22 protein-coding genes are annotated in these 21,012 nt (G+C 43.4%); 7 read left to right on the forward strand and 15 right to left on the reverse strand.

The genetic code is table 11. The annotated features are described in order from the left end of the window. Positions 1-46 precede the first annotated feature (46 nt). The 4 genes from AC3AQ9_RS19755 to mutY all read right to left on the reverse strand — a co-directional run bounded on the left by AC3AQ9_RS19755 (position 47) and on the right by mutY (position 4,327). A complete protein-coding gene (locus AC3AQ9_RS19755; RefSeq protein WP_488309186.1) occupies positions 47-1,792 on the reverse strand; it encodes an ABC transporter ATP-binding protein in 1,746 nt (581 codons plus the stop codon). A 58-nt stretch (positions 1,793-1,850) separates the two neighbouring features. Continuing rightward, a complete protein-coding gene (ntdP, locus tag AC3AQ9_RS19760; RefSeq protein ID WP_300991909.1) occupies positions 1,851-2,396 on the reverse strand; it encodes a nucleoside tri-diphosphate phosphatase in 546 nt (181 codons plus the stop codon). A gap of 102 nt (positions 2,397-2,498) precedes the next feature. Then, entirely contained in the window at positions 2,499-3,245 is a 747-nt protein-coding gene (gene fabL, locus AC3AQ9_RS19765) for an enoyl-[acyl-carrier-protein] reductase FabL (protein ID WP_488309187.1), read from the reverse strand. A gap of 2 nt (positions 3,246-3,247) precedes the next feature. Then, the gene (mutY, locus tag AC3AQ9_RS19770; RefSeq protein ID WP_488309188.1) at positions 3,248-4,327 is read right to left on the reverse strand and encodes an A/G-specific adenine glycosylase; all 1,080 of its coding nucleotides are present in this window, start codon (positions 4,325-4,327) and stop codon (positions 3,248-3,250) included. Between the two features lie 109 nt (positions 4,328-4,436). Between mutY and AC3AQ9_RS19775 the strand changes: the two genes are divergently transcribed. Next, positions 4,437-5,417 (forward strand): metal-dependent hydrolase, encoded by a 981-nt coding sequence (locus AC3AQ9_RS19775; RefSeq protein ID WP_488309189.1) that lies wholly within the window; start codon positions 4,437-4,439, stop codon positions 5,415-5,417. 90 nt (positions 5,418-5,507) lie between these two features. Here the strand turns inward: AC3AQ9_RS19775 and AC3AQ9_RS19780 are convergent, their stop codons facing one another. The 3 genes from AC3AQ9_RS19780 to recX are packed head-to-tail and all read right to left on the reverse strand — an operon-like array spanning position 5,508 to position 6,904. Continuing rightward, positions 5,508-5,768: a YfhJ family protein gene (locus AC3AQ9_RS19780; RefSeq protein ID WP_488309190.1), complete on the reverse strand. Its 261-nt coding sequence runs from the start codon at positions 5,766-5,768 to the stop codon at positions 5,508-5,510. Positions 5,769-5,772: 4 nt separating this feature from the next. Then, complete coding sequence (locus tag AC3AQ9_RS19785) at positions 5,773-6,105, reverse strand: YfhH family protein (RefSeq protein WP_488309191.1); 333 nt, start codon at positions 6,103-6,105, stop codon at positions 5,773-5,775. Beyond that, entirely contained in the window at positions 6,098-6,904 is an 807-nt protein-coding gene (recX, locus tag AC3AQ9_RS19790; protein WP_488309192.1) for a recombination regulator RecX, read from the reverse strand. Before recX ends, AC3AQ9_RS19785 begins: the two co-directional genes overlap by 8 nt. A gap of 92 nt (positions 6,905-6,996) precedes the next feature. Between recX and AC3AQ9_RS19795 the strand changes: the two genes are divergently transcribed. Together AC3AQ9_RS19795 and rlmD are read left to right on the forward strand one after the other, a co-directional pair. Next, positions 6,997-7,896, forward strand: coding sequence for a TIGR01777 family oxidoreductase (locus AC3AQ9_RS19795; RefSeq protein ID WP_488309193.1), 900 nt, complete (start codon positions 6,997-6,999; stop codon positions 7,894-7,896). A 41-nt stretch (positions 7,897-7,937) separates the two neighbouring features. Beyond that, a complete protein-coding gene (rlmD, locus tag AC3AQ9_RS19800; RefSeq protein WP_488309194.1) occupies positions 7,938-9,302 on the forward strand; it encodes a 23S rRNA (uracil(1939)-C(5))-methyltransferase RlmD in 1,365 nt (454 codons plus the stop codon). A gap of 92 nt (positions 9,303-9,394) precedes the next feature. Here rlmD and AC3AQ9_RS19805 read toward each other — a convergent pair whose 3' ends face one another. After that, positions 9,395-10,582, reverse strand: coding sequence for an MFS transporter (locus tag AC3AQ9_RS19805; protein ID WP_488309195.1), 1,188 nt, complete (start codon positions 10,580-10,582; stop codon positions 9,395-9,397). Positions 10,583-10,661: 79 nt separating this feature from the next. Between AC3AQ9_RS19805 and AC3AQ9_RS19810 the strand changes: the two genes are divergently transcribed. Both AC3AQ9_RS19810 and AC3AQ9_RS19815 read left to right on the forward strand, forming a co-directional pair. Then, a complete protein-coding gene (locus tag AC3AQ9_RS19810) occupies positions 10,662-11,042 on the forward strand; it encodes an OsmC family protein (RefSeq protein ID WP_488309196.1) in 381 nt (126 codons plus the stop codon). A 331-nt stretch (positions 11,043-11,373) separates the two neighbouring features. Further along, positions 11,374-11,568 carry an SE1561 family protein gene (locus tag AC3AQ9_RS19815; protein ID WP_488309197.1) on the forward strand — a complete coding sequence of 65 codons (195 nt, stop codon included), beginning with the start codon at positions 11,374-11,376 and terminating at the stop codon, positions 11,566-11,568. Positions 11,569-11,631: 63 nt separating this feature from the next. On the opposite strand, the gene AC3AQ9_RS19820 is transcribed toward AC3AQ9_RS19815, so the two are convergent. Further along, entirely contained in the window at positions 11,632-12,519 is an 888-nt protein-coding gene (locus tag AC3AQ9_RS19820; protein WP_488309198.1) for a YihY/virulence factor BrkB family protein, read from the reverse strand. 50 nt (positions 12,520-12,569) lie between these two features. Then, positions 12,570-13,133: a YtxH domain-containing protein gene (locus AC3AQ9_RS19825; RefSeq protein WP_488309199.1), complete on the reverse strand. Its 564-nt coding sequence runs from the start codon at positions 13,131-13,133 to the stop codon at positions 12,570-12,572. Between the two features lie 194 nt (positions 13,134-13,327). Between AC3AQ9_RS19825 and AC3AQ9_RS19830 the strand changes: the two genes are divergently transcribed. Together AC3AQ9_RS19830 and AC3AQ9_RS19835 are read left to right on the forward strand one after the other, a co-directional pair. Continuing rightward, a complete protein-coding gene (locus tag AC3AQ9_RS19830) occupies positions 13,328-14,710 on the forward strand; it encodes an alanine/glycine:cation symporter family protein (protein WP_488309200.1) in 1,383 nt (460 codons plus the stop codon). A 57-nt stretch (positions 14,711-14,767) separates the two neighbouring features. Then, positions 14,768-14,989 (forward strand): DUF1128 domain-containing protein, encoded by a 222-nt coding sequence (locus tag AC3AQ9_RS19835; protein ID WP_300991886.1) that lies wholly within the window; start codon positions 14,768-14,770, stop codon positions 14,987-14,989. A gap of 343 nt (positions 14,990-15,332) precedes the next feature. Here the strand turns inward: AC3AQ9_RS19835 and AC3AQ9_RS19840 are convergent, their stop codons facing one another. From AC3AQ9_RS19840 to AC3AQ9_RS19860, 5 genes are all read right to left on the reverse strand, one after another. Further along, on the reverse strand, positions 15,333-16,319 hold the full coding sequence (locus AC3AQ9_RS19840; RefSeq protein WP_488309201.1) for a class I SAM-dependent methyltransferase: 987 nt from the start codon (positions 16,317-16,319) through the stop codon (positions 15,333-15,335). After that, a complete protein-coding gene (locus tag AC3AQ9_RS19845) occupies positions 16,316-17,623 on the reverse strand; it encodes an FAD-dependent oxidoreductase (RefSeq protein WP_488309202.1) in 1,308 nt (435 codons plus the stop codon). Before AC3AQ9_RS19845 ends, AC3AQ9_RS19840 begins: the two co-directional genes overlap by 4 nt. A gap of 311 nt (positions 17,624-17,934) precedes the next feature. After that, positions 17,935-18,447: a hypothetical protein gene (locus AC3AQ9_RS19850; RefSeq protein WP_488309203.1), complete on the reverse strand. Its 513-nt coding sequence runs from the start codon at positions 18,445-18,447 to the stop codon at positions 17,935-17,937. A gap of 467 nt (positions 18,448-18,914) precedes the next feature. After that, positions 18,915-19,826: a pseudouridine-5'-phosphate glycosidase gene (locus AC3AQ9_RS19855; protein WP_488309204.1), complete on the reverse strand. Its 912-nt coding sequence runs from the start codon at positions 19,824-19,826 to the stop codon at positions 18,915-18,917. Then, positions 19,823-20,917: a carbohydrate kinase gene (locus tag AC3AQ9_RS19860; protein WP_488309205.1), complete on the reverse strand. Its 1,095-nt coding sequence runs from the start codon at positions 20,915-20,917 to the stop codon at positions 19,823-19,825. The genes AC3AQ9_RS19855 and AC3AQ9_RS19860 overlap by 4 nt, the downstream gene beginning before the upstream one ends. Positions 20,918-21,012: the final 95 nt, after the last annotated feature.

Here is a 21,012-nt window from a genome sequence, read left to right on the forward strand (position 1 = left end):
TTCATTAAAAAAAGACCCTCGCAGATTCCGAGGGTCTTTAGCACTATCAATTAAAATGTTGGACTTGAAATAAATTATAGTAAATTCCTTGCTGCTTCATCAGTTCATCATGGGTGCCCTTTTCTGCTAAATGGCCATGGTCGATGACTATGATTTGATCCGCATGGGTAATAGTCGATAATCTATGGGCCACAATCAAAGTCGTCCGGTCATGGGCCAATCGCTCCAACGAATCTTGGATCAGCGCTTCGCTTTCCAAGTCGAGCGCGGAGGTCGCTTCATCTAAAATCAGTATCGGTGGATTTTTCAAAAACACCCGGGCTATAGCAATCCGTTGTTTTTGGCCACCAGACAATTTAACGCCGCGTTCCCCCACTTTCGTATCGTATCCTTCTGGAAGCATTTCAATGAAATCATGGGCATTGGCCGCTTTCGCCGCCGCAATCACTTCTGCATCACTCGCTCCTGGTTTACCCATCAGGATATTCGATTTCACAGAGTCGCTGAAAAGAATAGAATCCTGTAACACCAAACCGATTTGATCTCGCAGTGTATGGATGGATATATCTCTTAAATTGTGGTCATCCATATAAATTGCACCGCTTGTTACGTCATAAAATCGCGGAATCAATGAAACGATGGTCGACTTGCCTCCGCCGCTCATTCCGACAAAAGCAACAGTCTCTCCCGGTTTCACAGTGAAATTCAAATCGGACAGCACTTCCGTTCCTTCATCATTATAATGGAAAGAAACATCCCTGAATTCCAATTTACCGTCCACTACTTTCAAATCTTTTGCCCCTTCTTTATTCGTCACGTCGTAATCTTCATCAATCAATTCAAAAACACGGTCCATCGATGCGAAAGATTGTGTTAATGTCGTCGATGAATTTACCAGTCTCCGAAGCGGATTATAAAGGCGTTCAATATAGGCGATAAACGCCACCATTGTTCCTAGTGTCAGATTTCCCTGGATTACTTGATACCCTGCATAGGCAATCACCAGCAATGGTGCAATGTCCGTAATTGTATTCACTACGGCAAAGGCCTTGGCATTCCACTTAGTATGATCGATGGCTTTATCCAGGAATTCATCATTTGTGGCATCAAATATTTTTTGTTCATGTTTTTCAAGCGCAAAACTTTTAATAATGCTCATTCCCTGAACACGTTCATGCAAATAGCTTTGCACGTTCGCCAACGCTTGCGAACGGTTGCGCGTCAAATCGCGCAGGCGGCCGAAGAAGAACTTAACGCTGAATGCATAAAATGGAAACGCAAGCAGCGCCACAATCGTCAGCGGCACATCCATTGTCAGCATGATGCCGATGGCAATCAAAATAGTCGCCAAATCAAGCCATAAATTCATCAATCCGATCATGACGAAATTCTTCGTCTGCTCTACATCGTTGATGACGCGGGAAATAATTTCTCCTGCACGCGTGTTGGCGTAATAACGGAGACTCAGCTTCTGCAGATGCGCGAACAGGCTTTGGCGGATATCATATAAGATTTTATTGCTGACATATTGCGCATAATACTGGCGGTAATATTCAATTGGTGGCCGTAAGATGAAAAACAAAATCGCTGTTCCGCCAAGCCATAAATACAACTGCTTCAGCTTTTCATCGCTCGACAATCCATCGGCTCCGATAATATCATCTATGACAATCTTAATAAGCAAAGGAATGAAAAGCGGAATGGCAAACTTGAAAATACCAATAAGTATCGTTAATGCAATCTGCCAGTAATAAGGTTTTACAAATTTCATATAGCGCTTCGTCGTACTCAAACAATTCACTCCATTCTATTCCAAACGAAAAACCTGTTGGCAAGCAACAGGTTTTCCTTTATTCCGTGAGCCGGTATTGTCTATGAAATTCATACCGGCTGGTCCAAACTTCTATGAAGTCCGGAGCAAAAGGACCTCTCCGCTGTTTAATCCACCCAATCAGCTTATCCACATTCCGATGCAAAATCTGATCAATCACTTCCGGATATCCCATTTGCCGTTTGTGCTCTTCATATTCGTCTTCGTCCAACAAGGTATACGACATGTCTGGAAACACTTTAACATCTAAATCATAATCGATGTACTTTAATGATCCATTGTTATAAACAAAAGGAGAGCTCACATTGCAATAATAATAAACCCCATCGTCACGAAGCATGCAAATAATATTAAACCAATGTTCTGCATGGAAATAACAAATGGACGGCTCTCGCGTGAGCCATGTCCTGCCATCAGATTCAGTCACCATGGTTCGCTCATTTGCACCGATTACTATGTTATTTGTTCCCTTCAGTACCGTTGTTTCCTGCCAGACACGGTGGATTCGGCCGTTGTGTTTGTAACTGTGGATTTGTATCGTTTCTCCCTCCACGGGTATCGCCATGTCCATCCCACCTTTTCGTCTAAGCCGTATATAGTTTAAGTGTCCTCATGATTATATCAATCAATTCTGAAAACATACAGCGAAAAGGCAAGCAAGACAAGTTTACAAGACGACCGAACGGCCTCCGTCAACAATAATTGTTTGGCCGCGAATCATATCCGCATTGTCAGAAATAAGGAAAAGAGCTGTTTTTACCATGTCATCTATTTCCACCATGCGGCCAGCAGGTGTGTTCACGCGAGCATCGTTCAGCAATTCTTCACGGTTTGGAAAATGCTTTAATGCTTCCGTATCAAGAGCCCCACCCGAAACCGTATTGACGGATATTCCTTGAGGCGCAAGTTCAACCGCTAAATATCTAGTGAGCGATTCTACTGCAGCTTTGGAAACGCCGATTGTCGTATAATTTTCCAGATATCGGATAGACCCCAATGAACTGATGCCGACAATCTTGCCTCCTTTATCCATCAATTTTGCTGCTTCCTGAGCACCGAATAACATTGCTTTCGCATTGATATTCATTGTCCAGTCCCAATGCGATTCTTCAAGTTCCGTAATGGGGCGAAGCACTCCGGAAGCCGCGTTTGATACAAAGACATCCAGGCGTCCGAATTCTTCTTTGATCGTTTCGAACATGCCACGCAATTTGTCCACATCTCCGACATTTGCACGGACAAGCAGAGCTTTCTGACCTCTTGCTTCAATTTCTTTAACGGTATCCAAAGCAGCCGTTTTGCTTCGAGCGTAGTTTACAACAATGTCATACCCTTGTTCCGCAAGTGCTATGGCCAATGCTTTTCCTAACCCTCTGCTGCTGCCTGTCACCAATGCTACTTTTTGTTCTGCCATGGTCATACATCTCCTCTTTGTTTTAAGACTGCCTTCATTTTTTGGACTGGGCCAGAAATCGGAAGCAATTCCAATTCTTCGGGCGTCACCCATTTCATATGAGGGGGGATATTTAAATTTTCGCCTTTTGCAATATAACCATCCACATTCCATGTTAAATGAGAAAACACGTGTTTGAAAGAAGTAATTTTTTCGGCATTGCTGACCACACCTTGAAAGTTTTCCGAAAGCTGTTCTTCTATTTCCAAGGGCAACACTTCTTCTGTTAACTCTACCATCGGAAATTGCCACATATTGGCCAGCAATCCGGTAGTGGGCCTTTTTTCCATTAAAACAGTTTCCCCGTCACAGATGGCAAGCATCGCATATTGCACGGCTTTTGTTTTTTTGGCTTTCGTTTTTATCGGCAATTCGTGCTGTTTGCCTTCGTGGAATGCTGCACAATGCTCTCTAACTGGGCATAACAAGCATTTAGGCGAAGTCGGCGTACAAATCAAAGCCCCTAATTCCATCAGCCCCTGGTTAAACGATGAAGGATCTTCATGGCTGATGATTTCTGTCACTGCTTCTTCAAAAATCTTGCGGGTCTTCGGCTTAGCGATGTCTTCCTCGATCAACAAAATCCGGGACATCACACGCATTACGTTTCCGTCAACTGCATGTTCCGGAATTCCATAAGCAATGCTGAGTACAGCGCCGGCCGTGTAGGGCCCAACTCCTTTTAATGATGAAATTTCTTTTCGGCTCGCAGGCACTATGCCATCGTACTTTTCAGCCACTTCTTTAACGCCTGCCTGCAAATTACGGGCGCGGGAATAGTACCCCAACCCTTCCCATTGCTTTAGCAGAATTTCCTCATCCGCTTCTGCTAAATCCTGTAAAGTCGGAAATTTTTCGACAAAGCGTTTGTAATAAGGAATTACGGTATCTACTCTTGTCTGCTGCAGCATAATTTCCGATATCCAAATTTGATAAGGATCTGATGTACGGCGCCAAGGCAAATCGCGCTTTTCCTCCGCGAACCAGCTAATTAAATCTTTTTGAAATTGCAATTTATCAAGTGCTATTTTGAATGCCTCCATTCAGTAGATTACACCACCGGATTCCGGGGTATATAATAGTTATAAACTTTTCTGCCGGGCTCTACATTTTTCCGACATAAAATATCATTTATAGAAAGGGGATGTGGCCATGGATACAGGTACACATATAGTCATGGGCATAGCCCTTGGCGGCCTGGCAATGGCTGATCCGGTTGTTGCTAACCATCCTGCTACAATGACTGCTGTTTTTGCAGGGGTCATTATCGGCTCGCAGGCACCTGATATCGATACTGTACTCAAATTGCGAAACAACGCCGTTTATATCCGCCATCACCGGGGCGCTACCCACTCCATCCCAGCTGTTATTTTATGGCCATTGGTCATTACTGCCGCTTTACTGCTTATTTTGCCAGATGCGAATTCACTCCATTTATGGCTATGGACATTCCTGGCTGTATTTCTGCATGTTTTCGTAGATATATTCAATTCCTATGGAACTCAAGCCCTCCGGCCATTTTCTAACCGCTGGGTAGCTCTTGGAGTTATCAATACCTTTGACCCAATTATTTTCGGTGCCCATTTGATCGCCCTTATGTTTTGGGCATTCGGATCCGATCCTGTCTGGACAATGCTTATTTTATATAGCTTGTTGTTTTTCTATTACGTTTCCCGGTTCGCTGTCCAATCTGCAGTTAAACATGCAGTCCGCAACACAATACCCGGTACCACCAATATCATCGTGGCACCAACCATGCGTTTTTTTCAGTGGCGGATTGCAGCGGATACAGAGCGCCATCATTATGTAGGAAGAGCTTATGGGCGTTCTATCAATATTTACGACAAGTTCTTAAAAAAACCTTTGCCGGAATCGAATCTGATTCAAGCCGCTTTAAAAGACAAAAATCTCGCAGCCTTTGTTTCATTCTCCCCTCTCTACAGATGGGAAATCAATGAATTTGAAGATTTATACGAAGTCCGCCTGATCGATTTGCGCTACCGGAGCAATGATTATTACCCATTCGTAGCAGTTGCCCATTTAAACGAACAGTGCAAAGTCGTCAACTCCTATACCGGCTGGATCTTCAGCGAAGATAAACTAAGGAAAAAACTTGACTTCAGCCATAACTAATGAAAAGCGGAAACGGCCGTTCAGGTTCGACAACCGCATTAACTCTGACAATCAAAGAGAAAAACGCACACAACTAGAGTGTGCGTTTTTTTAATTGTTGTGCTCATTCAGTAAATGTGCATACTTCGGGTTTCTCCCGGCAAATTCATGTATTTTGTCGCCATAGCTTGTAATCCATTGGCGGATCACTTTTTCCACTACTGCTGTTCCTTGATAATCGTATCCTGCTTTTGCATAAGAAGATTCGAAATCGGACACCAGCAATTCAATCCAAGTACGAGCTTTTTCTTCTGTTAAATTCGGATTCTTTTCGCGCAATTCCAGAATCAGCTGATCAATCATTTCATTCATTCGTCTACTTCCCTTCTTTCAATGGACGCAGCATAGAAATTGGCAACGCTTCAGTATATTTTTCTCCTCCGAGGCGATATCCCCATGCAAACCGGCCTTTTAGGTAATCTATTTGAAAAAAGACGTTCGGATCCCCTTCGATGCGGTAAACTTCACCTTTTTTGAACTCTTCCGGATCCAACATATATGCAGCTGCCATGACGGCTTTCCGTTCAAGCACTGCAAATTCATTGACCATGCCCAACTGCTCCGCTTTTCTCGCTTTTTCTTTCAAACGTGCGATTTCATTTCGCAATTCATGTTCGTCCATTTCACTGTAACGCTTTTCTTCAGTCATCTTCCTGCTCCTTCTTATCCAAGTATTCGCCGATCACTTCGCTTGGGAATCCTTTTTGATACAAGCCTTGTTTGACTTTCGATTTCAAGTCATAGCCTGTGAGTTTGCTGCTGTGTTTTCTCCATAGTTTGTCGCCTTGTTCTTTGACTATATCTGTCCACTGGTCTTCATCTTTTTCAAGGTCCAGGTCTTCTATAGCCAATTTTATCAAGCTGTAGGAATACCCTTTCCTCATTAATGAATCATTTATTTTCTGTTTGATCTGGCTCGGAGTTTTCATCTTTTCTTTAGCAGCAATTTTTATTGCCAATTCTTTGGCAATTTCCAATTGCTCTTCTTCAGAATAGGAATTCAAAACGTCTTCCTGCATTTGTTTATCAATTCCTTTTTTTTGCATTTCCTGCTGAATTGCACGCGGTCCCTTTTTCCCAGAGTTCACTTGCGTCCTAAGGAGCGCTTCTGAAAATGCCTGATCGTCCAAAAATTTATGGGTATAGAGCTTTTTAATTGCTTCATCAATCACAGCGTCACCAAATTCTTTTTCTTTCAATTTGGTACGCACTTCGTCTTCACTGCGCATGCGGAATCCGAGATAATTAAGAGCTTTGTTGTATGCCTTCCGGACTTCGTCTTCGAAATTCATCTCTTCGATGGTCCATTGGTCTAGCTCTTTTCCTTTTGTAAGCTGGTACCGGATCAGTACCGCTTCATCCACACTAAAAGCAAACTTTTCCTCAAGGTAAATATTATACCTTTCCGGATTCCTTTTCCCTCTGGTGATTTTTGAAATAATCGGCATTTTCGGCACCTCTCTTCCTTTCTCATTATAACCTGTCGAATGCTTAAATGCATGGATTGCGGGTAATATTAGAAGAAATGGAGGCGATACGGATGAAGATAGCAATTACAGGCGGAACTGGTTTTGTTGGAAAGGAACTGACCCGGTTATTCCATAGCGGAGGGCATATGGTTTATATTTTAACGAGAAACCCGAAACGTTCTACGGCAAACACCAAATATGTTCAATGGTTGAAAGAAGGGGCTGTGCCGGAGAAACAATTGGAAGGCGTGGATGCCATCATTAATTTGGCGGGTACGTCGATCAACGATGGCAGATGGAGCAAAGAACAAAAAAGAGAAATTTATAATAGCCGGATGGAAGCGACAGAAGAAGTGCTTCGGATTATCGGAAAATTGAACAAAAAACCTCGCGTGCTTGTCAACGCCAGTGCCATAGGGATCTACAAGCCTTCGACCAAAGTTACATATACGGAAGCCTCGGCAGATTTCGCTAAAGACTTTCTTGCCCGGACCGTTATCGATTGGGAAAAACTTGCGGATCACGCTAAATTCCACGGAGTCAGGGTAGCACATGGCAGATTCGGGATTATTCTTGGCAAAAAAGATGGCGCTCTGCCGTTGATGGCGCTTCCCTATAAACTTTTCGTCGGTGGCACCGTCGGCTCAGGGACACAATGGGTGTCTTGGGTTCATGTGAAAGATGTGGCAAGAGCTATCCAATTTGCTCTGGAGAATGAAGAAATCGAAGGGCCGTTCAACGTCACAGCTCCCGCCCCAAAACAAATGAAGGATTTTGGCCAACAAATTGCAAAAACACTGCACCGTCCACACTGGTTCCCTGTGCCTTCATTTGCTTTAAAAGCCGTACTCGGCGACAAAAGCCAACTGGTTCTGACCGGGCAACGTGTATTGCCGACTGTGCTTGAGCGACACGGCTTTAAATTCAATTATCCCGATTTGCAGTCAGCACTGGCTGATATCTACAAATAAGCATATAATGGAGGGATGATTACCTAAAGGACGTGAAAATAATGAACGATAAACCTATTATTGAGGAAGGGCAAAAGTTTCCTTTGACGATAAAACGGCTAGGCATTAATGGCGAAGGCATCGGCTTTTTTAAACGAAATGTCGTGTTTGTGCCCGGTGCATTGCCAGGTGAGGAAATTACTGCACAAGTAACAAACATCAAACGAAACTTTGCGGAGGCCCGCATTTTGAAAATGCGCACCCCTTCGCCTCACCGCCAGACACCTCCGTGCCCTATTTATGAGGCATGTGGCGGCTGCCAACTACAGCATATGACTTACAGCCAGCAATTAGTCGAGAAACGCGACTTGGTCGTCCAGGCGCTCGATCGCTACTTAAAAGGCGTGAATGTCAAAATCGAAAACACCATCGGCATGGAAGATCCTTGGTACTACCGCAACAAAAGCCAATTCCAGACACGTTTAAAAGGCACTCAAGTCATTGCCGGCTTGTTTGCAGAAGGCTCTCATCAACTGCTCGACATTGAGCAATGCATCGTGCAGCATCCTAATACCACCCGCATCACAAATGAAGTCAAACGGGTGCTGGAAGATTTGAAAATGCCGATTTATGATGGCAAAACAATGAAAGGCATCGTCCGGACCATCGTGGTCCGCACAGGTGTAGAAACTGGTGAAATTCAGCTTGTCTTGATTACGACAAGAGCAAGAATGCCGCAAAAGGAAATGCTGGTCGACTTATTGAAATCTTTGGATCCTAAAATTGTTTCCATCGTTCAAAATATCAACAAAGAAAAAACTTCATTGATTTTTGGCGACGAAACAATCACACTTTGGGGCAAAGATACCATCCACGAAAAACTGGGTGAATTGTCATTTGATTTGTCTGCTCGGGCATTTTTCCAATTGAATCCAAAGCAAACCGTTAAGTTGTATGACGAAATCAAACGGGCAGCTGATTTGACTGGAAAAGAATCTGTTGTCGATGCTTATTGTGGAGTCGGAACGATCGGCTTATGGCTAGCTGACCGGGCGAAAGAAATCCGAGGCATGGATTTGCTCAACGAAAGTGTCGTCGATGCAAAAGCGAATGCCAAAAAACACGGCTATAATGCAAAATATGTGACTGGCAGTGCTGAAAAATGGCTGGAAACTTGGCACAATGAAGGCTATGTTCCAGATGTTTTGACCGTCGATCCTCCCCGGACCGGTCTTGGAGAAGCCTTAATAAAAACCATATTGAAAGTGAAACCAAAGCGTTTTGTTTATACGTCTTGTAATCCTTCTACATTAGCAAAGGATTTGCAGCAATTAACGAAAGTCTACAAAATCGAGTATATTCAGCCAATCGATATGTTCCCGCAGACAGCGCAAGTAGAGTCTGTCACAAAATTGATATTGAAATAAGAAAAGGACAAGAAGCCAAATCGGCTTCTTGTCCTTTTTGCTTGTTACATGAACCAAGATGTTGAAGAAAAGCCATTTGGCCGAGTTCCCTGTTATTCAAATTCAGCCACTTGCTCTTTTCCCCGTTCCCCTTTAAACAAAATCAGAACAAACAGCAGAAGCAGCATGGCCGCTATCAAAAGCAAGAAGCTTAAGCCACCCGAATATTCAACAAAAAGCCCTCCTAAAAATGGCCCTGACAAACTGCCAATGCTAAAAGCGATGCCACACAACAAATTCCCAGTTGGCAATAAATCCTTTGGCATCAGATCCGCCATATAGGAAATCCCCAAAGAAAACATCGATCCTACAAACATTCCTGCCAGAGCAAAGAATGCTACGGTCAGCCACTCATTCGATTCAAAAAAGCTGGCAGTGCCAAAAACAGCGGCGCCGCCTATCAATGCACTGAGCAGCACATTTCGTCTGCCAATCCGGTCACTTAAAGCTCCAAGAGGCAACTGAGTAGCGATGGCCCCCAATGAAAATGCGGCTAGCATAATTGAGACCATGCTGACATCAATCGCTTGGCGCAGCGCATATACCGGATAAATCGCATTTAAAGAAGCTTCCAAAAAGCCATATCCAAGCGGCGGCAAAAATGCGACCCAGGCAATCACGAGTGCAGCTTTGAATCGCCCAGTGGTCCCCTTTTCTGACATGCCTCCCGCAGTCACTTGCGGGTAATCATTTTTCAGCAAGAAGACGAGTGACCAGGCCATTAAGCATAATATCCCTGAAACAATAAATGGCAACGCTTCAAAGATTTCAACGAGCGGTACAAAAAGCGGCCCGGCACCGAATCCGACGCTGAATGACATACCATAGATTGCGATATTCCGGCCCAGCCGATGCTGAGGAGAAAAACTGGTAATCCAAGTTTGCGTTGAAAAATGCAGCGCCTGATCACCAATGCCAATCAGTACCCGCAGCACGAACCAAAACAAAACGCTTTTCCAAAGCGGAAACAAAAGCAGAGAAGCGATTACCAAGCCGCCGCCAAATAAAATCAGCGGCTTGTAGCCGAACCGACGCAATTGCGGTTCCATAAAAGGGGCAACCACCAATGTTCCTATGTATAAACCGGTAGCACTTAAACCATTTAAAGCCGATGATACACCGTCTTGTTCAAAAATAATGGCGATTAACGGCAGCAGCATCCCTTGTGAAAAGCCTGATATTGAAACGATTGCCACCAAAACCCAGAACCGGGCTCTTTCGCTTTTTAAGAAAATCTTCATCTGTACCTCCTGCGCAAGCTCGTTCTTTTATCTTTCATTGGAATTCAGATACAATTTTAACATAAGGAGGTCTCAATCGATGAAATTTTCAATGAATGAAAACGGCTTTACAGGAAATTTGCCATTTGGGGAACTATTGGTTTCAAGCAATGAAGAATACGGCTTCCGCCCTTATCAGCTGCTCGTTTCCTCTCTGGCTGTATGCAGTGGTGGAGTCATGCGAAAAGTCTTGGAGAAGATGCGGATGCCTGCAGAAGACATCCAAATCGAAGTAAAGGACGTAGTGCGTATCGAGGAAGAAGCAAGCCGTGTTTCCAAAGTGCATTTACATTTTATTTTAACCGGCAAAATCGATCCCGAAAAAATGCCGCGTGTCATGGAATTGACGCGAAAAAATTGTTCCATGGTCCGCACGATGGAGCAGTCCATTGACATAACCGAAACTTATGAAATCCTTTAAACAACAAATAAGGCTCAGTCCGTATCTGATTTCAGATTCCGGCTGAGCCTCTAAGTTTTAGCAATATCCGATTGATTTTTCATAATTCGATTTCTTCGGCATAAAGCGCCGGTGAAATATTCGAACACCCTCCTTTTTGTTCCAACAGTGATTGGTTTTGGCTTTTCACTTTTGCCTCCCCTCTCTATTGATTAACGTCAGCTTAACATAATAATTACATTAAGTAAATATTTAAAACATTCAAAATAATAAATTCACTCTTTTTACCTAGATTTTATTGTATTATCTTCTGTTTTCAGCTACCATTAACATGCGAAAAGAGGTGTTTCGAATGGGTAAATCCATTACGGATAAAGAACAACAAGTAAAATACATGAAACAACGCTTAAATATGTTTTTGGAAGTATTAGATGCCATTGAGCCCGAAAATACCGAACTAGAAGATATTGATCGCTTAATCGCTATGGTTGATGAACTGGATGATAAAATGCAGCAATTCAAAGCCCGTCCAAGCGAAGAAGAATAATATGCATAAAAAAAACAATCCATGCCAGAGAAATTACTGGCATGGATTGTTTTTTTAATGACTTTAACGTTTCACAAGCCACCTGCGCTTATTCTTCTTCGTTGTAATCATATCTCTTCGCCCTTGCATGACCGCATTGATCTGCCCTCCTATCAACAGGAGCATGGCCGATACATACAACCAAAGCATCAAAATGATGATCCCGCCGATACTGCCATAAGTCGCTGAAAAATTGCCGAAATTATTAATGTATATGGAAAAGGCATAGGAGATGATTAACCAGCCCACTGCCGTGAAAGCAGCACCCGTCATAACACTTTTGACATCCAGTCTGATGTTAGGCGCTACCCAGTAAATGACTGAACACACCCCGAAAATGATTAGAGGCGGAATAGTAAAACGGATGGCGCCCCATAATTCCAGAAATCCTTCTTCCAAACCAAGGAAAGTAAAAATGAAAAGACCGATTTGCCGTCCAAAAATCGGCAGTACAAGTGCCACGATTAAGATGAAGATGAAGAGGATTGTGGAAAGTATTGACATCCCTCGCGCTATCAGCAAAGGCCGGTTTTCTTCCACACCATAAGAAAAATTCAATGATTTTATCAGTGCATCCATACCAAGGCTTGCCGACCAAATGGTTGCGATAATACCAAAAGATAAAAGGCCGCCGTTTTGATTGGTCAATATTTCCTTTAACGTCTCTTCAATAATTGTATAGACTTCAACTGGAGCTACTTCTTTGATAAAGCTGTAAATTTGATCTTCCGATAAATTTAAATAAGGCAATAAGGTCACTGTAAAAATTAGAAGCGGAAATATCGACAACAGGAAAAAGAACGCCAATTGCGCTCCTAGTCCTGTTACATCTATCTCTTTAATTCGTTTAATTAATTCTTTCAAAAAACCTTTTCCGGTTGTGACATCATAGCTTACCGCTAAATTATGCAACCGTTCCTCCGGCTCTGTTGTTTTGCCTTTATCCCGTGTTCCTATAGGAATTAGACCTTTTTTGAAGAGTTCGTGCCAGAGTAATTTGAACTTGATGTGTTCCCAGAATTCGATCCTGGATTCGTACCAGAAGTCGTTCCAGTTCTTGAGCCGGTTGTAGACCCTGAATTAGATCCTGAGCTGCTTCCAGAACCTGAAGATGAAGAATCATTGCCTTCCGTCAAAGATGAAGTGCCAGATGGGCTATCTTCTTTCAATGCAGACAATACGTCATCTTTCGAATCGATTACCGCATCTTTTGTGTCAACGAAAGCTTCTTTAGTCTCCATCGCCAACTCTCTCACTTGAGGAGTCAAATCTTTTAATTCATTCACTTTATCCCCTACATAAGAAGCGTCTTCGGAAATTCGTGAATAAAGATTCTGCATTTTCTCTGCTTGCTGCTGCACAGCAGTTTTTAACTCATTTCTATTTTTAGCGTAGTATTGAGCATTGCTAGAAACTTTTTTCGATTTGTTCACTACATCGTTTCGTGTATTGCGGTCAAATAAGGAAACGATCACTCCAACCGCAGCTCCCATAAGTAATCCTGTTAATAGTTTGTTTTGGCTCATCCTAATTCCTCCCAATAGTTAAAGTACTTGCATCTCTTTTGGATTTTTCCCTAATCTCCAGAAATTTAAACACTAAGTAAATTTTATTTTTCAGAAAAACCTTGACTCTTTCGTTAATATTTCGGAATATTGAATCTAAAGGTGGTGAACAAAGGGGAAGTGCGAAAATGTTACAGATAAAAGGGGGAAACACGATGGAGAAACTTGAATCAATTTTAGGGAGCATCAGCAGTTTTGTTTGGGGCCCACCGCTCTTGGTATTGCTAGTAGGAACAGGGATTTTTCTAACAATTCGTTTAGGCCTTTTACAAGTCCGATTATTGCCTTATGCATTAAAGCTTGTGTTCACCAAAAACCAAGACACGAAGTCAGAAGGAGACATCAGCCATTTTCAGGCGCTGTCAACCGCTCTGGCAGCGACTGTTGGTACCGGTAATATCGTCGGGGTAGCAACAGCCGTTATTCTTGGGGGACCAGGAGCTGTATTTTGGATGTGGATGTCTGCGTTTTTCGGCATGGCTACAAAATATGGAGAAGCTGTGCTGGCCGTCAAATACCGTGTGACTGACGCCAGAGGCTTAATGGCAGGCGGTCCGATGTATTATTTGGAACACGGCTTGAAACAAAAATGGTTAGGGGTATCTTTTGCCATCTTTGGATCGATCGCTGCGTTCGGCATCGGCAATGGAACTCAATCAAACTCAGTAGCAGCCGTGGTCCGGGATACGTTTAATGTCCCGACTTGGATTACAGGGATAATTTTAACTGTTTTCGCCGCGGCAGTCATTTTGGGCGGTATTACCACAATCGGAAAAGTTACTTCTTATTTTGTTCCGTTCATGGCATTATTCTATATTATTGCCGGAGCCATTATCATGATTACAAATGTCGAATTGATACTGCCGGCAATCAGCACTATTCTCAGTTCCGCTTTTACCGGTGAAGCAGCTGTAGGTGGCGCGATAGGAGCAGCCATTCGCTACGGGGTTGCCCGTGGGGTGTTCTCCAACGAAGCGGGCCTTGGTTCTGCACCAATTGCAGCAGCGGCAGCCAAAACCGATCTGCCTGGCCGTCAAGCTCTCGTATCCATGACGCAAGTATTTATTGATACATTGATCATCTGCTCTATCACAGGGATTACGATTGTCATGTCGGGTATGTACACTGACAAGTCTCTTGAGGGATCTGCACTGACAACGGCAGCTTTCGAACAATTCTTAGGGCCAGCTGGACCGATTGTCGTTGCAATTGGATTGATTTTCTTCGCTTCTTCCACGATCATCGGCTGGTCGTATTACGGAGAGAAATGCTTCCAGTATTTATTTAAAAATCCAAGCCTCTTGATTGTTTACCGCGTTGCTTTTATCGCAGTCGTTTTCATTGGGGCAACGGCTTCGCTTGATGTTGTCTGGATGTTTTCTGATATCATGAACGGTTTAATGGCTCTTCCGAACTTAATCGGGCTTCTCGGTTTATCGGGCGTCATCGCTTTAGAAACTAAATTAATCGTTTCTAAAATCAAAGAAGAAAAAGCAAAAGTTGTAGCAGACAAAGAAGCTGCACGAGTTGGCAATTGACATTTTTTTTGAACAGTGAAATGATGGGTTATATCCTTCGAAAGGCAGGAACCCATCATGGACCTATCAAAACCATCAAATGAAAACGTCTCGTTTATGATTGAAGAAATAAAAGCGAAATTGCGCATGGTCAATGCTGATGCGATGAAGCCGGAACATTTCAACTCATCTAAATATGAAGATTTGAAAGAACTGTATGAAATGGTCGCAAGCCGTGACAGCATTACGCCAAACGAAATGCAGGCAATCGCACAGGAACTTGGTTCATTGCGCAAATAATTAACCCCCGTGACATTCAGGAAATTCCCTGAATGTCACGGGGGTTTTTATGTCTGTTTCAAAGGGGACTGCCGCTCCACCGCTTGTCGGGGCTGAACAGGCGCTTCAGCTTTTCTTTTATGTCTAGCTTCAACGGCCAGATTCTCGGGTCATAAGTCACTTTGGCTGTGCGGCTGAAGACATGCCGCTTCGCCAAATCGTCTAAAACCCTTATTGCTCATGTCTCTGCATCGCTACGCTAGCTTCGAGACATGAAAGTGCGTTGCAGCACTTTGTGCTTCGTCGCAAAGAGATGGCCCAAACTTTTGGTCCATCTCTTGCCTGTCGAACCTGAACGGCCGTTTCAGCTTTTCTTTTGATATTGCGCAATGTACCAGCTGCCTTCTTTGATGACGGTCCGAATGCCGAGCAGGGTGAGTCCTGCTTCTTCTCCCCATTCGATAAGTTCCTGTCTTGTCGGCAAGCGGTATAAATTATCGAAAGAGGAGAAAAAGCTGTTGAAGACGTTCGCAAATGGAGGATCATCACTGCTTCCAGCAATTGGTGTCACAATTGAGAGGACTCCGCCTTCTTCCAGCCAAGTGCTCAGCTCGGTAAACAAGGCTTGGCGTTCTTCCAGGCCGATATAGTGGATGACATTGTTCATCATCACCATGTCTTGCAGTTTTTTCGGTTTATAATGCCATAAGTCCGCATTTTCTATGGTGATATTATCATTAACTGCAGTCAACTTTTTAGCAGTTTCGGCTACAGCAGGGCTAATTTCAATTCCAGTGAATTGGGTATCCGGAAAACGATCCGCCAGTTTCTTGATATAACCTGCTTCTCCGCAGCCGATGTCGAGAACTGTTCTGCTTTTGTTTTCCTTAATACGCTTAGACATTTTAGGCATAGCCAACACTTCCAGCAAACGGCTGGTTTCTGCTACTGTCGGTGCGTGTTTTTCTTCATCAAAATGATGGCGGTTCTGTTTCCTCATCATCTCCGGATAGCTAAGTAGTGTAGGAATATGCAGTTCCATCATTTCTTTCAGTAAAACCCCTGCGGAATTATGGCCTTTCGGTTTTGGAAGTTTCCATGTATTCCATGTTTTATAACGCCCTCTTCCGGCTTCTTTCAAATGCCCGATTGAAACTCCTACATTGACCCATTGGTGCAGCAGGTCTTCATCCAATTGCAATGCATCCGCTACATCGAATTTTGTCACTGGACGCTCAAACGCTTTAAACAAATCCAGTTCGTACCCCACGTAGGCATGCCAGCTATACAAAAACGGCTCATTGCGTTTCATATACATCCGTGCCTTAAACATTTTCATCACGTCTATCATATAAGTCCCTCCACTTTCCATGGATAATCTTCTTCTCTGGTGAAGTATTTCAATTCTTTTGTATCCGAAGTTAAATCCCTGTTCCGCACAGGCATGAAGCCACCTTGAATAAACCGGTCACGGACATTTTCTTTCCACATCCCCAGTCCAGAAACGTTGAGCATTTGCTTGAAATGAAGGATAGGATCTTCTTCCATCCGTTCCACCGTCTTTTTTCGGATATAGCTGACCGTCCGAAAAGGAAAGGAATAAGCAAGCGCGGACAAATGGCTCAGCTGCAGAACATGTTCGGCTCTTTTGTAACGCACTTTTTCATACCACATTAGATTTCCGGCCTGAAGGTTTCCAAGTTCCATCATATCCGCCAAAAGTTCCCCAAGAATATCAGCATCCTGAATGGCCATATTCATGCCTTCTCCCGCCATTGGATGTACCGCATGTGCTGCGTCCCCAATAATGGCTTTATTGTCTTTTACATAGGCAGGTGCATGGAACATAACTGGTATCATCAGTTGAATTTTCTTCCAGTCTTGCAGCTGCTGGACGTAACCGTCAACTGAAGGCGCGAGATCGGTATAAAGTTTATGGAAATGGCTGATTGGTTTTTCTTTTAATTGCTGGTAATCCCCTTCCGGAATCAAATACACACTTCGTACCAGATTGTCAGGCAATGGAAACAAGCCTAAAAATCGGTTGTATGTAGAAATAATCTGTCCATCTCTGAAATTTTCAGCCCGTGGAAACGTCACGGTTAAGAAATGGTGATTATAAGCGGTCTGTTTGATATCTATGCCCATCGCTTTGCGCGTGATTGAATTTCGTCCTTCCGCTCCAATAAAAAAATTAGCCTGCACTTCTATTTTTTCTTTGCCTTTTTGCAAATGAGCAGTCTTGTCTGTGACTTTTTTGCACACCGTCCCTCCCAAGTAATGAAAATTGGAATAATTGGAAGCAGTCCGGAGAAGTATCGATTTCAACTCTTCATGATGCGCCATATAAGCCGCATTGTATTTTCCGGGCAGCACACTATAATCCAAAAAGGATTGATCCCGGACAGCCAGCGTACTTGATAATTCCAGCATATCCAGCACTTTGATTTCATTGGCACGTTCCCGGATTCCCTCAAAGAGGCCAAGGCCATCGAAAATTTGCATGCTTTTTGGCTGCAGCAATTCGCCTTTATAAGCGGGAGTATGAGAAGCCAGGCGTTCAGCAATAACAACATCTACTCCACGCTGGGCTAGCTTCAGAGCAAGCGTCAAACCGCCAACTCCACCACCACTGATGAATACGTCTGTTTTCATGAGTTTCAGCTCCTTATTTCTGTGTACCCGATTACAAAGGCCGGGAAAACCTTTCATCAGCGGACATAAAAAAGAAGCTCTCAAATATTGAGAGCTGTTCAGTTTTGAATCGCAAAACCGCTAATTAGAACCCCAAAAGAAAGAAAACAACTACTGAAAACAACGCACGGTGGTCACTCCTGATAGGAGAGCTGCTTTTATTTTGGTTTTGTATATAAAAAAAGCCGAAGGGTTGGTTCATCCTTTCAGCTCTTCTCGCTCTATCGGCACGTCAATGGATTGGTTTTCCATCACCACGTGCTTTCCTGCATTTACTTATCCTTTTGAACACGGTCTTTGTTCACTTTTGAACGCTCTTCGTAAGATTTGACCTGTTGTTCCTCCGTATGGTTTTCAGGTGAAACGTAATCATTCACATCTACGTGCCCCACATCTTCTTTCTTAGTGTGACTTCCTGGATCCCAAGTTGCGCTGTTTATTACATTTTCGCGTTCCCCTGTTGTAATGGTTCCCTCTGGTTCCCGAATGGTGTCGTCCCAATCATTGCTTTTTTGCCAACCGCTTGTTTCCCTACTCGGATTTGGTGTTTCCGATTTCCGCCAGTCTGCTGAATTATTCGGATCTTTTTTTCTGATTGTGGTGTCCCCATCTACCAGGTAAGGCTCGTTCGAACTATCGTTGTTTGTGTCTGAACTGCCTCTTTCTTGAAGTTTGTCATTCCGTTGTTCTTCTTTTTCAACATCTCTATCTATACCTGCCGCCTGGGATTGCTGAGTATCTTGCCAATCTTTTCGGACAGAATCATCACGATTATTTTTTTCCATATTAATTCCTCCTAGTTTGAAAAGTCTACTTACACCCAATTACCCGTTGGGTGAATACTCAAACTTTTTTATTGAGCAAAAGAAAACACCCTGAAGGATGTTTTGTATGTGAACTTGCTGTTCCGCATTTAGCCATTACGGATGCCTTCCACAAGATGATTGACACAATGTTGTATGCGACAGAAATCCGAATGTTCGTTTATATTCCGATAAAAAAACACTTAAGTTCGCAGGTTCGAAAACCTGTCGAATTTAGGTGTTAATTGGTGTTTTAAAATGTTATCTAAATAGGTTCTAAAGATAGTCTATTTAGGGGGTTATTTCGGTTTTCGCGATTCAAAACTGAACGGGCTACAAATATTGAGAGCTTCTTTTTGTCCACTATTCATATACCCTGCAAAAACCTGACTACTGCCATTAAAACAAACCGCGGAGATAAAACATCCCCACGGTTTAATATGTCTCTATTAAAGTTTGTTGTAGGCTACAGCTAGTTTCGCGCCGACTTCAGCGTTGTGCTTCACCAATTCGATGTTCGCCACTAAGCTTGTGCCTTCTGTCAGTTCTTTCACTTTTCCAAGAAGGAAAGGCGTTGTTTCTTTACCTGCAATGCCGTTTTCTTTTGCTTCAGCCATCGCTTGGTCGATAATGCCGTTAATGAAAGATTCTTCAAGTGCATGTGCTGCCGGAATCGGGTTAGCCACAACTGCGCCGCCTTTAAGTCCGAGATCCCATTTCGCTTTCAACACTTTTGCCAATGTATCAACGTCATCTGCACGGAAAGTCAAATCAAATTCGCTTGACTGTGTGTAGAATGCTGGCATTTTATCAGTTTTATAACCGATAACCGGCACGCCTTTTGTTTCAAGGAATTCCAGTGTCAAACCGATATCTAAAATTGATTTTGCTCCAGCACATACGACTGCTACTCCAGTAGTTGCCAACTCTTCAAGGTCAGCAGAAATGTCCATTGTCGTTTCTGCACCGCGGTGAACGCCGCCAATGCCGCCTGTTGCAAATACGCGGATGCCCGCAAGTTCTGCACAAATCATTGTAGCAGCAACTGTAGTAGCTCCGATTTTACGTGTCGCAATCAATTGGCCAAGGTCACGGCGTGAAACTTTTGCCACATCCGGGCTGTTTCCAAGAAGTTCTAGTTCTTCATCAGACAAACCAATTTTAATCTTGCCATCCATAATGGCGATTGTAGCTGGAACAGCTCCGTTATCACGGATGATTTGTTCGACGATACGGGCAGTTTCCACGTTTTGCGGATAAGGCATGCCGTGGGAAATGATTGTAGATTCCAAAGCCACGATCGGCTGGTTGTTGTCCATTGCTTGTTGTACTTCAGTTGAATAAGTAATCATTGAGTTCATAAAAGTTCCTCCAGTTCATTTTGTAATTGCATTGCCGATAATTCGGTTCTTACTGTCGCTTCGCTTTGCAGTGTTTTTGCTGCATTGACAAGCCCCATTTGAATAATTTTTTCAAACGGATGATCTTTTAAATAACTATGGATGATGCCGCTTGAAAAAGCATCTCCCGCTCCTGTGACATCGAGCAGTGCCGGAACGCTGATAGCAGCGAAGTGGCTGACCTGTTCCCGGTTTCCAGCCATTGCGCCATCTTTGCCGCCGGTGATCACCACATTTTCAGCTCCATGTTCCACTAAACGCGCAACTGCCTCCTGCCATGCTTCCTGAGAATCAATCGTAATGTCTAAAAAGCGCTCTGCCTCTCCGCGGTTCAGAATCAGCCAAGTGATGCCAGTCAAATCTTTTTCAAGCCGATCGATTTTCGGTGTCGAAACAGGAATGACAGCCAGTGGGATATTCCGTGCTTTTGCCAGTTCGCGCACGTACTGGACCGTCTCTTTCGGGCAATTCAAATCGATGACTAGAAAATCCGCTGTCAATAAAGCCGTTTCATTTCTTTTTACATAGTCCACTGTCAAAGAACCATAAATGGCCATGTCAGCCATTGCTAAAATCATTTCACCATCCGGCTCCAGTATGGCTGTGTAAGTACCTGTCGAGAATTCATTATGGGTTATGGTCAAGTCAGTATCCATAAAAGGAGACGAAGTTTCTTCAATCAATTTCCACTCCGGATCATTTCCCGCAATGGACATTAGCTTTACCCGGTGTCCCATCCTTCCCAAGTTTTCCGCAACGTTCCGCGCAACTCCGCCAATGCTCACAGAAACCGTTGCTGGATTGGAAGTGCCCATCTGAGCTGTTTTATCGAGCCAGAATTTCCGATCGACATTGGCGCCTCCGATGCAAACCACTGTCCCTTCTTCTGGAAGTATGTATGCTCGGCCGGCAATCTTTCCTTGCCGAATGAGGCCTGATATCAAGTTGGCTAAAGAAGGACGGGACATATTCAGAGAATCTGCCATTTCCTGTTGCGATAAATACGGGTTTTTCTTAATTAAGGCGATGACTTCCTGTTCTTTTTTATTCATTTACCCACCTCCTTCTTAAACATTTGTTTAAATCATAAACTTTTATAATAAAAAATGCAAGTAAATAATACTGTGATTTTCTGCCTAAAGATTGC

It is taken from the genome of Planococcus sp. VCh962 (assembly GCF_057748275.1).

Excerpts from the sequence above, each read along its gene's own strand:
- ntdP (WP_300991909.1), bottom strand. The coding sequence starts at position 2,396 with ATGGCGATACCCGTGGAGGGAGAAACGATACAAATCCACAGTTACAAA.
- fabL (WP_488309187.1), bottom strand. The coding sequence starts at position 3,245 with ATGGCAGAACAAAAAGTAGCATTGGTGACAGGCAGCAGCAGAGGGTTA.
- mutY (WP_488309188.1), bottom strand. The coding sequence starts at position 4,327 with ATGGAGGCATTCAAAATAGCACTTGATAAATTGCAATTTCAAAAAGAT.
- AC3AQ9_RS19775 (WP_488309189.1), top strand. The coding sequence starts at position 4,437 with ATGGATACAGGTACACATATAGTCATGGGCATAGCCCTTGGCGGCCTG.
- AC3AQ9_RS19780 (WP_488309190.1), bottom strand. The coding sequence starts at position 5,768 with ATGAATGAAATGATTGATCAGCTGATTCTGGAATTGCGCGAAAAGAAT.
- AC3AQ9_RS19785 (WP_488309191.1), bottom strand. The coding sequence starts at position 6,105 with ATGACTGAAGAAAAGCGTTACAGTGAAATGGACGAACATGAATTGCGA.
- recX (WP_488309192.1), bottom strand. The coding sequence starts at position 6,904 with ATGCCGATTATTTCAAAAATCACCAGAGGGAAAAGGAATCCGGAAAGG.
- AC3AQ9_RS19795 (WP_488309193.1), top strand. The coding sequence starts at position 6,997 with ATGAAGATAGCAATTACAGGCGGAACTGGTTTTGTTGGAAAGGAACTG.
- rlmD (WP_488309194.1), top strand. The coding sequence starts at position 7,938 with ATGAACGATAAACCTATTATTGAGGAAGGGCAAAAGTTTCCTTTGACG.
- AC3AQ9_RS19805 (WP_488309195.1), bottom strand. The coding sequence starts at position 10,582 with ATGAAGATTTTCTTAAAAAGCGAAAGAGCCCGGTTCTGGGTTTTGGTG.
- AC3AQ9_RS19810 (WP_488309196.1), top strand. The coding sequence starts at position 10,662 with ATGAAATTTTCAATGAATGAAAACGGCTTTACAGGAAATTTGCCATTT.
- AC3AQ9_RS19815 (WP_488309197.1), top strand. The coding sequence starts at position 11,374 with ATGGGTAAATCCATTACGGATAAAGAACAACAAGTAAAATACATGAAA.
- AC3AQ9_RS19825 (WP_488309199.1), bottom strand. The coding sequence starts at position 13,133 with ATGAGCCAAAACAAACTATTAACAGGATTACTTATGGGAGCTGCGGTT.
- AC3AQ9_RS19830 (WP_488309200.1), top strand. The coding sequence starts at position 13,328 with ATGGAGAAACTTGAATCAATTTTAGGGAGCATCAGCAGTTTTGTTTGG.
- AC3AQ9_RS19835 (WP_300991886.1), top strand. The coding sequence starts at position 14,768 with ATGGACCTATCAAAACCATCAAATGAAAACGTCTCGTTTATGATTGAA.
- AC3AQ9_RS19840 (WP_488309201.1), bottom strand. The coding sequence starts at position 16,319 with ATGATAGACGTGATGAAAATGTTTAAGGCACGGATGTATATGAAACGC.
- AC3AQ9_RS19845 (WP_488309202.1), bottom strand. The coding sequence starts at position 17,623 with ATGAAAACAGACGTATTCATCAGTGGTGGTGGAGTTGGCGGTTTGACG.
- AC3AQ9_RS19850 (WP_488309203.1), bottom strand. The coding sequence starts at position 18,447 with ATGGAAAAAAATAATCGTGATGATTCTGTCCGAAAAGATTGGCAAGAT.
- AC3AQ9_RS19855 (WP_488309204.1), bottom strand. The coding sequence starts at position 19,826 with ATGAACTCAATGATTACTTATTCAACTGAAGTACAACAAGCAATGGAC.
- AC3AQ9_RS19860 (WP_488309205.1), bottom strand. The coding sequence starts at position 20,917 with ATGAATAAAAAAGAACAGGAAGTCATCGCCTTAATTAAGAAAAACCCG.